Source organism: Citrobacter pasteurii, assembly GCF_019047765.1.
Lineage (GTDB): Bacteria > Pseudomonadota > Gammaproteobacteria > Enterobacterales > Enterobacteriaceae > Citrobacter > Citrobacter pasteurii.
On record NZ_CP077262.1, the window covers coordinates 4,330,478 to 4,345,644 of the forward strand.

At 54.7% G+C, this 15,167-nt stretch carries 13 protein-coding genes; all 13 read right to left on the minus strand.

Annotated elements, in window-relative coordinates:
* Window positions 1-49: 49 nt before the first annotated feature.
* The 13 genes from murG to ilvI all read right to left on the minus strand — a co-directional run bounded on the left by murG (window position 50) and on the right by ilvI (window position 15,142).
* Entirely contained in the window at window positions 50-1,117 is a 1,068-nt protein-coding gene (murG, locus tag I6L54_RS20960) for an undecaprenyldiphospho-muramoylpentapeptide beta-N-acetylglucosaminyltransferase (protein WP_040229977.1), read from the minus strand.
* Window positions 1,114-2,358 (minus strand): cell division protein FtsW, encoded by a 1,245-nt coding sequence (gene ftsW / locus I6L54_RS20965; protein WP_040229976.1) that lies wholly within the window; start codon window positions 2,356-2,358, stop codon window positions 1,114-1,116. The genes murG and ftsW overlap by 4 nt, the downstream gene beginning before the upstream one ends.
* A complete protein-coding gene (murD, locus tag I6L54_RS20970) occupies window positions 2,358-3,674 on the minus strand; it encodes a UDP-N-acetylmuramoyl-L-alanine--D-glutamate ligase (protein ID WP_005124612.1) in 1,317 nt (438 codons plus the stop codon). Before murD ends, ftsW begins: the two co-directional genes overlap by 1 nt.
* A 2-nt stretch (window positions 3,675-3,676) precedes the next feature.
* Window positions 3,677-4,759: a phospho-N-acetylmuramoyl-pentapeptide-transferase gene (mraY, locus tag I6L54_RS20975; protein ID WP_005124610.1), complete on the minus strand. Its 1,083-nt coding sequence runs from the start codon at window positions 4,757-4,759 to the stop codon at window positions 3,677-3,679.
* Window positions 4,753-6,111 carry a UDP-N-acetylmuramoyl-tripeptide--D-alanyl-D-alanine ligase gene (murF, locus tag I6L54_RS20980; RefSeq protein ID WP_005124608.1) on the minus strand — a complete coding sequence of 453 codons (1,359 nt, stop codon included), beginning with the start codon at window positions 6,109-6,111 and terminating at the stop codon, window positions 4,753-4,755. The genes mraY and murF overlap by 7 nt, the downstream gene beginning before the upstream one ends.
* Window positions 6,108-7,595 (minus strand): UDP-N-acetylmuramoyl-L-alanyl-D-glutamate--2,6-diaminopimelate ligase, encoded by a 1,488-nt coding sequence (murE, locus tag I6L54_RS20985; protein WP_040229975.1) that lies wholly within the window; start codon window positions 7,593-7,595, stop codon window positions 6,108-6,110. The genes murF and murE overlap by 4 nt, the downstream gene beginning before the upstream one ends.
* Complete coding sequence (gene ftsI, locus I6L54_RS20990) at window positions 7,582-9,348, minus strand: peptidoglycan glycosyltransferase FtsI (RefSeq protein WP_040229974.1); 1,767 nt, start codon at window positions 9,346-9,348, stop codon at window positions 7,582-7,584. Before ftsI ends, murE begins: the two co-directional genes overlap by 14 nt.
* A 15-nt stretch (window positions 9,349-9,363) precedes the next feature.
* Complete coding sequence (gene ftsL, locus I6L54_RS20995) at window positions 9,364-9,729, minus strand: cell division protein FtsL (protein WP_000625651.1); 366 nt, start codon at window positions 9,727-9,729, stop codon at window positions 9,364-9,366.
* On the minus strand, window positions 9,726-10,667 hold the full coding sequence (gene rsmH / locus I6L54_RS21000; protein WP_005124563.1) for a 16S rRNA (cytosine(1402)-N(4))-methyltransferase RsmH: 942 nt from the start codon (window positions 10,665-10,667) through the stop codon (window positions 9,726-9,728). The genes ftsL and rsmH overlap by 4 nt, the downstream gene beginning before the upstream one ends.
* Before the next feature lies 1 nt (window position 10,668).
* Window positions 10,669-11,127, minus strand: coding sequence for a division/cell wall cluster transcriptional repressor MraZ (gene mraZ, locus I6L54_RS21005; protein WP_005124560.1), 459 nt, complete (start codon window positions 11,125-11,127; stop codon window positions 10,669-10,671).
* A gap of 611 nt (window positions 11,128-11,738) precedes the next feature.
* A complete protein-coding gene (cra, locus tag I6L54_RS21010; RefSeq protein WP_005124558.1) occupies window positions 11,739-12,743 on the minus strand; it encodes a catabolite repressor/activator in 1,005 nt (334 codons plus the stop codon).
* Between the two features lie 180 nt (window positions 12,744-12,923).
* On the minus strand, window positions 12,924-13,415 hold the full coding sequence (gene ilvN / locus I6L54_RS21015; RefSeq protein WP_003829566.1) for an acetolactate synthase small subunit: 492 nt from the start codon (window positions 13,413-13,415) through the stop codon (window positions 12,924-12,926).
* A 2-nt stretch (window positions 13,416-13,417) separates the two neighbouring features.
* A complete protein-coding gene (gene ilvI, locus I6L54_RS21020) occupies window positions 13,418-15,142 on the minus strand; it encodes an acetolactate synthase 3 large subunit (protein WP_072041407.1) in 1,725 nt (574 codons plus the stop codon).
* Window positions 15,143-15,167: the final 25 nt, after the last annotated feature.

The window sequence follows — 15,167 nt, forward strand, 5'->3', positions numbered from 1 at the left end:
TTTAGCCATTAACTTCTTAGTTCATGCGATGCAAAAGGCATCACCACAATTACGCCCGGGCAGCCCGGCTCACTTCAGTTGCAACCCGCTCTGTGGCATCCGGTATGGATGCGGCGCGCGCACGTTCTGCCATGGTTAATAAGGTTTCTCGCGACCACCCGGCAAGGGTGTTAGCGACGGCATCCACAGTAAACTGCGGCTGCTCAAGAATTTTGGCAGCGCCCACTTTCTCCAGCGGCAGCGCATTCCAGTACTGCTGTCTGTCTTTGTGCTGGAACGGCACAAACAGCGCCGGCAAACCTGCGGCGGCAATTTCGCTCACTGTCAGCGCGCCTGAGCGACACACTACGACATCTGCCCACGCGTAGGCGGCTGCCATATCATCAATAAACTCAGTGACCTTGTGCTGCGGTTGTCCCGCGTCGGCATAAGCCTGCTCAACGGTTTGCTGCGCGCCTTTGCCGCTCTGATGCCAGATAGTCACCGCATCGCCAAGCTTTGCGGCAACCTGCGGCATCGTCTGGTTCAATACGCGTGCACCCTGAGATCCCCCGACGACCAGCACGCGAACCGGACCTTCACGCCCAGCCAGACGTTCTTCGGGTAACGGCAATGCAAGGACATCAGTTCGCACTGGATTCCCCACCACGTCCGCATTCGGGAAAGCGCCAGGAAAAGCCTGCATTACCTTCGTTGCAATTTTCGCCAGCCACTTGTTGGTTAATCCCGCAATGCCGTTCTGCTCATGCAGAACCACCGGAATGCCTAATGACCAGGCCGCCAGACCGCCAGGACCGGACACGTAGCCGCCCATACCCAGCACCACATCAGGCTTAAACTGCTTCATGATGGCGCGCGCCTGACGCCAGGCATTAAAAATACGTACAGGTGCAGCCAGCAGTGCGTTAACGCCTTTGCCACGCAAACCGGAGATGCGAATAAAATCAATGTCAATGCCGTGTTTCGGCACTAAGTCCGCTTCCATACGATCGGCGGTGCCCAGCCAACGAACCTGCCAGCCCTGGGCCATTAAATGATGCGCGACCGCCAGCCCCGGGAAGACATGTCCACCGGTACCGCCCGCCATCACCATTAACCGCTTCGGTTGACCACTCATCGTGCACCTCGTGTAAACGCCTGGGCTTTTTCCAGACGCGTTTCATAATCAATACGTAACAAAAATATGATGGCCGTCGACATGATCAACAAACTGGAACCACCATAACTGATCAGCGGCAGCGTCAGACCTTTGGTTGGCAGCATACCTGCCGCCGCGCCGACGTTTACCAGCGCCTGGAAGCTAAACCAAATCCCGATGGAGCAGGCTAAGAAACCTGAAAAACGGTGGTCAATTTCCAGCGCCTTACGACCGATCGACATCGCGCGAAAAGCGACGAAGAATACCATTAAAAGTGCCAATACCACACCGATATAACCCAGCTCCTCCCCAATGATGGCGAAGATGAAGTCGGTGTGCGCTTCAGGTAAATACTCCAGTTTTTGTACTGAATTACCTAAGCCCTGTCCCCAAACCTCACCGCGACCAAAGGCCATCAGGGATTGCGTCAGCTGGTAACCGCTGCCAAACGGATCTTCCCATGGGTTCCAGAAGGAAGTTACGCGGCGAATACGATACGGCTCGGCAAGGATCAGCAGTACGACCGCCGAAATCCCCATGCCGATGATGGCGATGAACTGCCACAGTTTCGCGCCCGCCAGAAACAGCATCGCCAGGGTCGTGACAAACAGCACCACCACCGTACCCAGATCGGGCTGCGCCAGCAGTAAAATAGCCAGCACCAGGATCACGCCCATCGGCTTTAAGAAACCGCGCAGGTTGTTACGCACCTCATCCACCTTACGCACGAGGTAGTTGGCGAGGTAACAGAACAACGACAGCTTGGTAAACTCCGCAGGCTGAATACGCAGCGGCCCCAACGCAATCCAGCGCGACGCCCCGTTAACCGAGCTGCCTACAACCAGCACGATCAGCAGCATGATGATTGAGGCTATCAGCATCGTCGTACTGTACTTTTGCCAGAACTCCATCGGCAGACGCAGCGTGACCATCGCCAGACAAAACGCGAGGAAGATGTACAACGCGTCACGCTTAGCAAACAGGAAAGGATCGCCCGCCAGGCGTTGTCCTACGGGCATCGATGCTGATGTCACCATCACGAAGCCGATCGCCGCCAGACCAAAGGTCAGCCACAGCAGCATGCGGTCATACATGATCAGGCTGTCGGCGTCTTTATCACGCGAAGCCATCACCCAGCCTTTAAGCGCCGCAAAGATCCACGCCAGGACACCCAGTCCCGGTAAGCGCGGCAGTCTCAGACGAGGGAGAGATAAGCGCATCAACCCAACTCCTTCGCCAGGTGGGTAAAGACGTCGCCACGTTGCTCAAAGTTCTTGAACTGATCGAGGCTGGCGCAGGCTGGCGACAGCAGCACCATATCGCCCGGCTTCACGCGCGGCGCAAGCAGACGCATCGCCTGTTCCATGGTTTCAGTTTGTTCCGCAATCTCAGGTCGCAGAGCGGCAAGCTGTGCGCCATCGCGGCCAAAGCAGTACAGACGAATGTTGTTGCCGGTCAGGTAACGTTGCAGCGGCATAAAGTCAGCGGATTTTCCGTCGCCGCCCAGCAGCAGGTGCAGCGTGCCGTCAACGTGCAGGCCATTCAGCGCGGCTTCAGTGCTGCCGACGTTGGTCGCTTTTGAATCATTGATCCAACGCACGCCGTTATGATTCAGTACCAACTGGAAACGGTGCGCCAGGCCGGTAAAGGTGGTCAGCGCTTTCAGGCTCGACGCCCGTGGTAAACCTGCGGCATCCGCCAGCGCCAGCGCAGCCAGGGCGTTGGTATAGTTATGCTGACCGGAAAGCGTCATCTCTTTCACGTTGAGGACTTTTTCCCCTTTCACCCGCAGCCAGGTTTCGCCCTGCTGACGATTAAGGTGATAGTCCCCCATATTGACGCCAAAGCTCACGCAACGCTCATCTGCACCACGAACCGGCATAGTCAGCGCATCATCCGCATTGACCACGCATACTTTCGCGTTCTCATAGACGCGCAGTTTGGCTGCACGGTACTGCTGCAGTCCAAACGGATAACGGTCCATATGATCTTCAGTGACGTTCAAAATGGTGGCCGCGACAGCCCGTAAGCTGGAGGTTGTCTCCAGTTGGAAGCTGGACAGCTCCAGAACATACAGCTCACGTTCGTCATCCAGCAGCATCAGCGCCGGCAGACCGATATTACCGCCAACACCGACGTTTACTCCGGCCGCTTTCGCCATTTCGCCAACCAGCGTCGTAACGGTACTTTTACCGTTTGAACCGGTGATCGCGACGATCGGCGCCTGCGCTTCGCGGCAGAACAGCTCAATGTCGCCAACAATTTCAATCCCTGCATCAGCAGCAGCGCTCAACGAAGGGTGCGCCAGGGCAATACCGGGGCTGGCGACGATTAAATCAGCGGCCAGCAGCCAGTCATCATTCAGACTGCCAACATGACGCTCAACCGCTTCCGGTAATTTATCCAGGCCAGGCGGCGTCGCACGGGTATCCATTACGCGCGGCGTCACGCCACGCGCCAAGAAGAAATCCACGCAGGACAGTCCGGTCAACCCCAGACCGATAATGACGACTTTTTTACCCTGGTAATCAGCCATGATTAACGTACCTTCAGCGTTGCCAGGCCAATCAGCACCAGCATCAGCGAAATAATCCAGAAGCGCACAATCACGCGCGGTTCCGGCCAGCCCTTCAATTCATAGTGATGGTGAATCGGCGCCATACGGAAGATGCGCTGTCCGCGCAGCTTAAAGGAGCCAACCTGCAGAATGACCGACAGGGTTTCCACCACGAAGACACCGCCCATAATCACCAGCAGGAACTCCTGACGCAGCAGTACGGCAATAATGCCCAGCGCGCCACCCAGCGCCAGTGAACCGACGTCACCCATAAAGACCTGCGCCGGATAGGTGTTAAACCACAGGAAACCTAATCCCGCGCCGACAATCGCCGTACAGACGATCACCAGTTCGCCTGCATGGCGTAAATAAGGAATGTGCAGATAGTTAGCAAAGTTCATATTACCGGTCGCCCATGCCACCAGCGCAAAACCGGCGGCCACAAACACGGTCGGCATAATGGCCAGGCCATCCAGGCCGTCGGTAAGGTTTACCGCATTCCCGGTACCGACAATGACGAAGTACGCCAGCAGGATGTAGAACAGCCCCAGTTGCGGCATGACATCTTTAAAGAACGGCACCACCAGTTCAGTTGCCGGGGTGTCTTTTCCTGCCAGATACAGCGCAAACGCGACCCCTAATGCAATGACCGACATCCAGAAATATTTCCAGCGCGCTATCAGGCCTTTGGTGTCTTTACGCACCACTTTGCGGTAGTCATCGACAAAACCGATAATGCCGTAGCCAATCAGCACCACCAGCACGCACCACACGTACGGGTTGGATGGGTAGGCCCACAGCAGCACGGAGATAACAATCGCGGTGAGGATCATGATGCCGCCCATGGTCGGCGTACCACGTTTACTAAAGTGTGATTCTGGGCCGTCATTACGCACGACCTGACCAAATGACATTTTTTGCAAGCGGGCAATCATACGCGGGCCCATCCACAAAGAGATGAACAGCGCGGTCAGCAGGCTGACGATGGCGCGAAACGTCAGATAGGAAAAGACGTTAAAGCCGGAATAATATTTGACCAAATGTTCGGCCAGCCAAACTAACATGTCCCATTCTCCTGTAATGCGCGTACTACCTCTTCCATGGCGGCACTACGTGAACCCTTCACTAAAATCGTCATGATCTGATGTTCTGCAATCAGCGCTTTAAGATGTGCGGTCAGCGCGGTTTTATCCGCAAAATGCTCACCAACGCCGCTGGCATGGCTAATTGCCTGACTCAGTTTCCCTGTACTCAGCACACAGTCGATACCCGCCGCCTTCGCGGCGATACCCACCTGCACGTGACATGCTTCGCTTTCCGCGCCAAGCTCTGCCATATCGCCAACCACCAACACGCGGTAGCCGGGCATTTCGGACAGCACCTGTACCGCTGCGGTCATTGATCCGACGTTAGCGTTATAGGAGTCGTCCAGCAGCAACTGGTTTTCTGCCAGTTGAATCGGGAACAGACGCCCCGGGACCGCTTGCAAATCCTTCAGACCCGCTTTCACTGCTTCGTGCGTCGCGCCTACCGCCATCGCGAGTGCAGCCGCCGCCAGGGCGTTAGCAATGTTATGGCGACCCGGCAGCGGTAGCAGAACATCAATGCTTCCGGTTGGCGTTTGCAACGAAAACTCCGTGCCGTGTGAGGTCACATGTACGTTGGCCGCCGAAAAGTCGCTGTTAGCCGCATTCGGCGAAAAACGCCAGACTTTGCGATCGCCAATAATGCTCTGCCAGTTCAGCCAGTCGTTGTTGTCGGCATTCATAATGGCGATACCGTTCGCTGACAGGCCGGTAAAAATCTCACCTTTTGCCTTCGCCACGCCCGCCAGAGAGCCGAAGCCTTCCAGATGCGCAGCGGCCAGGTTGTTCACCAGCGCCGCTTCCGGACGCGTCAACCCAACGGTCCAGGCGATTTCACCCTGGTGATTGGCGCCAAGTTCAATAACGGCATAGTCGTAATCGTTGTTTAAGCGCAGCAGCGTCATCGGTACGCCGATGTCGTTATTCAGGTTGCCCGCGGTATATAACGTGTTGCCACACTTGCTCAGAATGGAGGCCGTCATCTCTTTAACGGACGTTTTACCGGAAGAGCCGGTAAGCGCCACCACACGAGCCGGAACCTGAGCGCGAACCCACGCCGCCAGTTCACCAAACGCCAGACGCGTATCGTTAACAATCAGCTGCGGCAGGTCGGTGTCCAAAGGACGGCTGACCAACAGCGCACCCGCCCCGCTCTCTTGCGCCTTGTCGGCAAAATCATGGGCATCAAAGCGTTCGCCTTTCAGCGCCACAAACAGGCAGCCTGGCGTCACTTTACGCGTATCGGTTGTCACCGCATCAAGGGTCAGATCGACTCCTTTCAGTTCGCCACGGAGAATTTCCGCCAGTTGGCTGAGCGTTACGCTAATCATGCGATAACTCCCAGCAGACGTGCTGCCGTCACGCGGTCGGAGTAGTCGAGACGGTGTGCGCCGACAATCTGGTAGTCTTCATGACCTTTGCCAGCGACCAGCACCACGTCATTTTCTTTCGCTTGCATGATGGCGCTAGTGACCGCTTCAGCACGGCCTTCCATTACTTTTGCCTGCCCGGCATCCAGCATACCCGCCAGAATGTCATTGATAATGGCGCGAGGCTCTTCGGTGCGTGGGTTGTCATCCGTAACCACAACGACATCGGCAAACTGCTCGGCAATAGCCCCCATCAACGGACGTTTGCCTTTGTCGCGATCGCCGCCGCAGCCAAAGACGCACCACAGCTTGCCAGTGCAATGCAGACGGGCCGCCTGGAGCGCTTTTTCAAGTGCATCCGGCGTATGGGCGTAATCAACCACCACGGTGGTTTTGCCCGGCGCGCTGAACACTTCCATGCGCCCGCAGACTGGCTGCAGTCGTGCCGCCGTTTTCAGTAAATCGGCTAACGGATACCCCAACGCCAGCAGAGTGGCCAGCGCCAGCAGCAAATTGCTGACGTTAAACGCACCCATCAGGCGGCTTTCAATTTCACCTTCTCCCCAGGTAGAGGCAAAGCGAATCGTTGCGCCGCTATCGTGATAGTTCACTTCAACGGCTTTCAGCCAACGACCGTGGCAGTTGGGATTGATATGGTCTTCCATCGAGACAGCTACCGCATCCGGCAGCTTCGCCAGCCAGCGGCGACCCACTTCGTCATCCGCATTGACGATAGCCTGCCCAAAGTGGTGCGTGGAATACAGCAACCACTTCGCGGCTTCGTAGTGTTCCATATCGCCGTGATAATCGAGATGGTCACGGCTTAAGTTGGTAAATACTGAGGCCGCAAATTTCAGCGCCGCCACGCGGTGCTGAACCAAACCATGCGATGAAACTTCCATCGCGCCAAAGGTCGCGCCCTGTTCAACCAGACCCGCCAGCACATGCTGAACGTCAACGGCTGACCCAGTGGTATTTTCCGTCGGGATCACTTTACCCAGCAGGCCATTACCTACCGTGCCCATTACCGCACTGGTTTCGCCAAGCAGTTGGCTCCACTGTGCCAGCAGTTGAGTAGTGGTGGTTTTACCGTTCGTTCCGGTCACACCGACCAGACGCATATTTTCAGATGGCTCGTGGTAAAAGCGGCCTGCCAGTGCAGATAAACGCTCGTTAAGCTGGCTGAGATAGATGACCGGAACGCCGTGCATTTCACGGATTTCACCGTCAGCGGCCTCATCTTTTGCCTCTGCAATAATGGCAGCCACACCTTGCGCTATCGCCTGCGGGATATATCGACGCCCGTCCGCCTGATGACCCACTACTGCTATAAAGAGATCGCCCGATGCAGCCACACGGCTGTCGAGTGTCATCTCTCGCAGTGCTCGCTCCGGTGCACCCGGCACCCATGGAGCAAGAAGGTCGCGCAAATTACGATCTGCCACCTGTTGCCTCGCCTTGATTATTCACAAATTCATTTTTATCGCCCGTTGTCAGCGCATCCGGCTCGATGTTCATGGTGCGCAAAACGCCGCCCATGATGGCACCAAAGACCGGCGCGGAAACGGCGCCACCGTAATATTTACCCGCCTGCGGATCGTTGATAACAACAACCAGCGCGAAGCGCGGCTGACTCGCAGGCGCAACGCCTGCGGTATAAGCAATGTATTTATTGATGTAGCGGCCGTCCGGCCCTACTTTTTTCGCCGTACCGGTTTTAATCGCGATGCGATAGCCTTTAATCGCCGCCTTCACGCCACCGCCGCCCGGCAGCGCCACGCTTTCCATCATGTGCACCACGGTGCGTACGGTCGCCTCCGGGAAGATACGTTCGCCCGGAACAGGAGGATCAACTTTGGTAATCGACAACGGGCGATAAACGCCATAACTGCCGATCGTTGCGTAGACTCGCGCTAACTGTAACGGCGTTACCATTAGCCCGTAGCCGAAAGAGAAGGTGGCCCTCTCTATGTCAGACCACCGTTGTTTTTGAGGATATAAGCCACTGCGTTCTCCGACCAACCCCAAATTGGTCGCTTTTCCCAGCCCAAAACGTGAGTAAGTATCTACTAACGCTGAGGACGGCATCGCTAACGCCAGCTTGGAAACACCGACGTTACTCGACTTCTGCAAAACCCCGGTAAGGGTCAATTCGCTATAACGCGCCACGTCTTTAATTTCGTGGCCATTAATTCGGTAAGGAATGGTGTTAAGCACGGTATTTTCACGTACCACGCCACGCTGCAGCGCGGTCATCACCACCATCGGTTTGACGGTAGAACCCGGCTCAAACACGTCGGTAATGGTACGGTTACGCATCGCATCTTTCGGCGTACCGGTGAGATTGTTCGGGTTGTAAGACGGGCTGTTCGCCATTGCCAGCACTTCACCGGTGTTCACATCCACCAGCACCGCACTGCCTGACTCCGCCTTGTTGAACGCCACGGCGTTATTCAGTTCACGGTAGACCAGCGCCTGTAAACGCTCATCGATACTCAGCGCGAGGTTGTGCGCCGCCTGGCTATCGGTAGAGGAGATATCTTCAATGACGCGACCATAGCGGTCTTTACGCACAATACGTTCACCCGGCTGTCCGGTGAGCCATTTGTCGAAGCTCTTCTCAACGCCTTCAATCCCCTGGCTGTCGACGTTGGTAAAACCAATGAGGTGAGCAGTCACTTCTCCGGAAGGATAGTAACGGCGGGACTCTTCACGCAGGTGAATCCCTGGCAGCTTCAGTTTTTTGATGTAGTCGGCCATGTCAGGGTTTACCTGACGCGCCAGATAGATAAAGCGCCCTTTCGGATTGGCGTTAATGCGGGAAGCCAGTTGATCAAGCGGGAGGTTCAGCGCCGTCGACAGCGCTCTCCAGCGCTCGCCAACGCTCACGCCGCCTGCGTCATGCACCTCTTTTGGGTCGGCCCAAATCGCCTTCACCGGAACGCTCACCGCCAGTGGACGACCAGAGCGGTCGGTAATCATCCCGCGCGAGGTGGACACTTCCTGGACACGCAGAGAGCGCATGTCGCCCTGACGTACCAGCATGTCCGGCGCGATGATTTGCAGCCAGGCAACGCGCCCCAGCAGAAAACCCAGTGCCAGCAAAATACAGCCGCACAGTAACGCAAAACGCCAACTGATAAAGTTGGCTTGTTCTTCCTGGCGTTTTGGTTTGTGCGTTTTTACCGCTGCTTTCATGCGTCGCGTTTATCCTTATTTTTGTACTACGATGTTTTCTTGTGAGGGATCAACATGCTGCATTTGCAGCTTTTCCGTTGCGATCCGTTCAACACGGCTATGGTCGCCGAGCGCGTTCTCCTCAAGGATCAAGTTGCGCCATTCGATATCCAGCGCATCTCGCTCCAGAACCAGCTGCTCACGCTGCGCGGTCAGTAACCGCGTATGGTGTGCGGTTGTCACGACGGTAACCGCCGTCAAAATAATGCAAATGAACAGGCAGAGTGGCAGCTTCCCAAACCGCAAAAGATCGTCACCGATCACACCAGGCAAAGCATGGCGCTCGTTGCTTCCTATCGATCCCTTAACTTTGCTGAGGGCTTCTGTCACTCTGCTGATCATGCGTTCGTCCTCTCTGCAATACGCAGAACTGAACTACGGGCACGAGGATTTTCAGCAACCTCTTCTTCGCCCGGCATTAACTTGCCTAGTGCTCTCAACTCACGACCGCCCAGTTTTTTGATCTGCGCTTCGGTCATCGGTATTCCAGCCGGAACCTGAGGACCACGGCTTTGTTCGCGCATAAAGCGTTTCACAATGCGATCTTCAAGCGAATGGAAACTGATTATCGAAAGGCGACCACCTGGTGCCAGCACGCTGAGCGAGCTTTTTAGCGCCTGCTCTATCTCCTCCAGTTCACTGTTCACCCAAATGCGCACCGCCTGGAAGGTACGGGTCGCGGGATGTTTGAATTTGTCTTTCACCGGCATTGCCGCCGCAATCACTTCCGCAAGCTCTTTGGTGCGGGTCATCGGTTCGATGCGATTGCGCTCTACGATGGCGCGTGCAATGCGTTTGCCGAAGCGTTCTTCGCCAAAGGTTTTAATCACCCAGGCAATGTCTGCTTCATCGGCGGTTTGCAGCCATTCGGCCGCTGACTGACCGCGTGTTGGGTCCATACGCATATCTAACGGACCGTCACGCATAAATGAGAATCCGCGCTCAGCGTCATCAAGCTGCGGAGAAGAAACCCCAAGATCGAGAAGAATCCCGTCGATCTTACCGGTCAGTCCGCGCTCGGCGACATAGTCAGCCAGCGCAGAAAAAGGTCCATGGACGATGGAAAAACGGGGATCGGTAATCGTCTGTGCTACGGCAATAGCCTGCGGATCGCGATCGATAGCCAGTAAACGTCCTTCTTCGCCAAGCTGCGAGAGGATCAGACGTGAATGACCGCCGCGACCAAATGTCCCGTCAATGTAGATGCCGTCTGGACGAATATTCAGGCCGTTTACGGCTTCATCCAGCAACACCGTTGTATGTTTATAGTTTTCCATCATTTTATAGAGACAAATCCTGCAATCGTTCCGACAGCGCGCCGGTAACAGACTGTTCAGCGTCGATATCTTCCTTGACCTGTTGATACCAGGTCGTTTCATCCCACAGTTCAAACTTATTGAACTGCCCAACCAGCATCACTTCTTTCGTTAACCCTGCGTGTTGCCGCAGAATGGGCGCTATCAATAAGCGACCAGCGCTATCCATCTGACATTCGCTGGCATGACCCAACAACAGGCGCTGTACGCGACGCTCAACTGGATTCATGCTCGACAGACGCGATAACTTCTGTTCGATAATTTCCCATTCAGGCAGGGGGTACAGCAGCAGGCACGGGTGATGGATGTCAATGGTACAAACCATCTGACCGGTAGCGCTCTCGAGCAGTTGATCCCGATAACGGGTAGGCACGGATAAGCGCCCTTTACTGTCGAGATTAACTAACGTTGCTCCCCGGAACATGCCAGTCTCACCCCCGATTACCACTTTATCCCACAAATTCCCACTTAAAGGAGTTTACGGAGCGGAGGAAAACCTTGTCAAGCAAGTCACGGCGCTTAGCGGAGCAAAAAACCCATTGTTTACGGCTAATATCTGCGTTGAGCAAATTCCGTACAGCAAACGAAGCAAATTAACGTCATGAATATTTGTAAGAAAAAAATCCAACAACTCATCATTGTTTAAAACAACTGAATATCATCAGAAGAAAATATAAAGTGTCAGTTTGCGACGCGAGCGGCATTTTAGGACAATATGCGGCGAGATAACAGTACCAGTTCATCGGTCTGTACGACCCGTACGGCCAAGGAAGGCGAGGGATTGCCGCAATTCGACGGCAAAGTGTTTGTTAATTCGGCAAATCCACACAAGCATGTAACAAAATAATACAAACGTAACGCGTCGTTACGTATCAATAACCCAAAAAAGGATAGTTGCATTTTTAAATTAGGATAATTAAAGAATGAAATTCAGATAATTCTAAAGAATATTCTTAAATATAATAAGGTTATTTCTGACAGTAAGATATTTGATGGCATCGAAGCATTCTCTCCAATGCCATCAATAGCAACCACTTAGTTACGGCTAAGGATGCCGCGACGGTACAGATTACGCCGAATGCGCGTTAATCCTGGTTTTGGTTTACGCGGTTCATCAAGGCTTGCAAGGACGATCTCCAGCACACGTTCAGCCACATCACGATGACGCTGCGCCACCGCCAGTACCGGGCACTGCAGGAAGTCGAGCAGTTCGTGGTCGCCAAACGTCGCAATCGCTAAATCAGACGGTAACTGACCATCGCGACGCAGAGTCACATCCATCACCCCCTGCAGCAGGGCAAACGACGTGGTAAACAGTGCCTGAGGCATCGGATGTGTTTCCAGCCATTTATCAAACAGCTGCGCTGCTGCCTCCCGCTCATAGCTGTTGGCATACAGGAAGTGCACGTCACGCGGATCGTCTTTCCACGCGGTACGGAAACCCTGTTCGCGCAGGAAACTGACGGATAATTCAGGGAGAGCCCCCAGATAGAGCACGGTTTCAGCCGGGAATTTACGCAGTTCCTCCGCCAACATTTCCGCATCATCCTGGTCTGCGCCGACAACACTGGTGAAGTGTTCGCGATCCAGCGCGCGATCCAGCGCCACAATCGGGAATGAGCTGTTCGCCCAACGCTGATAGAACGGATGTTCAGGCGGCAAGGAGGTCGACACGATAATGGCGTCAACCTGGCGTTGTAAAAGATGCTCAATACAGCGCATTTCGTTATCCGGCTGATCTTCAGAGCAGGCAATCAGCAGTTGATACCCACGCTGACGCGCCTGACGTTCCAGGTAGTTTGCAATGCGGGTATAACTCGTATTCTCCAGGTCCGGGATCACCAACCCGATAGAACGTGTGCGTCCAGCACGGAGCCCGGCCGCCACGGCATTCGGGTGGTAATTATGCTCACGCACCACCGCCATGACTTTTTCAACCGTTTTGTCGCTTACGCGATATTGCTTTGCTTTACCGTTAATAACGTAGCTTGCAGTCGTTCGCGAAACGCCGGCCAACCGAGCGATTTCATCCAGTTTCACAATTGCCCCTTGCGTAAAATGTACAAACCATAACCTTTGAGATGGCATGGGTTAAATTTATTAACATCTAAGCGCAGAATAATGACTCCGGCAACCGCTTTTGTCTCTGGTTACCGCTGATTTCGCAAAAAAAAGCCCAACCAGTGTCGTTGGGCTTGCGAATTCAGAAGCCGATCATGATTAGCGCATGATTTTATCGCCGCGGGAAAGCCCCACCACGCCGGAACGGGCAACTTCCACAATTTTAGCGACTTCACGCAGTGTGGCCAGGAAGGCGTCCAGTTTGTCACTGGTTCCCGCCAACTGCACAGTGTAGATAGACGGCGTGACATCGATGATCTGCCCACGGAAAATTTCCGTGTTACGTTTCACCTCCTCCCGGCCATAGCCACTGGCCTGGATCTTCACCAGCATGATCTCTCGTTCAACGTGGGCGCCCTGCCCCAGTTCGCTGACGCGCAGAACGTCCACCAGTTTGTGAAGCTGCTTTTCAATTTGCTCCAGGACCTTTTCATCGCCCACGGTTTGAATCGTCATCCGCGACAAGGTCGGGTCGTCTGTCGGCGCGACGGTCAGGCTTTCAATGTTGTAACCACGCTGGGCGAAGAGGCCAATCACACGCGATAATGCACCCGACTCGTTTTCCAGCAATACTGATAATATCCGGCGCATAATCAGGTCCTCTCCGTTTTGCTTAACCACATCTCATCCATACCGCCCCCTCGAATTTGCATCGGGTAGACATGCTCACTGCCATCGACGGTGACATCAACAAACACCAGCCGGTGGTTGCGCACATGTTCCAGTGCTTCCCCCAGCTTGCTTTCCAGCTCATCCGGATGATTTATCTGGATACCAATATGCCCATATGCTTCAGCAAGACGGACAAAATCGGGTAGCGACTGCATATAAGACTGCGAATGACGCCCGGAATAGATCATGTCCTGCCACTGTTTGACCATGCCGAGATAGCGGTTGTTAAGGTTGAGTACCAGCACCGGCAGCTCATATTGCAGCGCCGTCGACAGCTCCTGGATATTCATCTGAATGCTGCCATCCCCGGTGACGCAGACTACTGTTTCATTCGGCAGTGCCATCTTCACCCCTAACGCTGCGGGTAAACCGAATCCCATGGTGCCGAGGCCACCTGAGTTGATCCAGCGGCGCGGTTTATCAAACGGGTAGTACAGTGCAGCAAACATCTGATGTTGGCCCACATCTGAAGTGACATACGCATCGCCTTTCGTCAGATGCCAGATAGTTTCAATGACGGCCTGCGGTTTAATGCTCTCACTCTGGGTGTCATACTTCAGGCACTGCCGGGCGCGCCAGTGCTCAATCTGTTGCCACCAGTCACGGTTATCATCCAGCGGCTGCTGTGATTTTTCATGCGGCAGCAGCTCCAGCATCTGCTCAAGCACCAGGAGAGCATCACCCACGATTGGAATATCCGCAGTAACGGTTTTTGAAATAGAGGTGGGATCGATATCGATATGTAACACGGTCGCATTCGGGCAATATTTTGCCAGATTATTGGTCGTGCGATCGTCGAAGCGCACGCCGACCGCAAATATCACATCCGAATGATGCATAGTCATATTCGCTTCATAGGTACCGTGCATACCCAACATGCCCAGCGCCTGGCGATGCGTTGCCGGGAACGCACCTAAGCCCATCAGCGAGGAGACAACCGGTAGATTTAGTGCTTCAGCAATCTGCCTCAGTTGTTCGTGGCAGGCAGCATTCACCGCCCCGCCCCCCACGTACACAACCGGTTTTTTCGCGGCTACCAGCGTCTGCAGCGCACGTTTTATCTGTCCTTTGTGCCCGGTCGTCGTCGGATTATACGAACGCATGCTCACCGACTCTGGCCAGCTATAAGGCAGTTTCTTCGCCGGATTCAGAATATCTTTCGGCAAATCCACTACCACCGGTCCCGGACGACCGCTTGCCGCCAGCCAGAAGGCTTTTTTCAGCACCTGCGGGATGTCTTCCGTTTGTTTAACCAAAAAGCTGTGTTTCACCACCGGACGAGAAATCCCCACCATATCGCACTCCTGAAAGGCATCGTAGCCAATCAGAGAGGTAGCCACCTGCCCGGAGAGTATCACCAGCGGGATGGAGTCCATGTACGCCGTTGCGATACCGGTGATCGCATTGGTTGCTCCCGGCCCTGAGGTGACCAACACAACGCCCACTTCCCCCGTCGCGCGTGCCAGACCATCGGCCATATGGACCGCTGCCTGCTCATGGCGGACCAGCACATGATCAATACCTCCGACCGTATGCAAAGCATCATAAATATCGAGGACTGCGCCCCCGGGATACCCGAATACCTGCTTCACACCCTGATCGATGAGCGATCGGACGACCATCTCGGCTCCAGACAACATCTCCATGGCTTGCCTCCACTCTTATAATGAA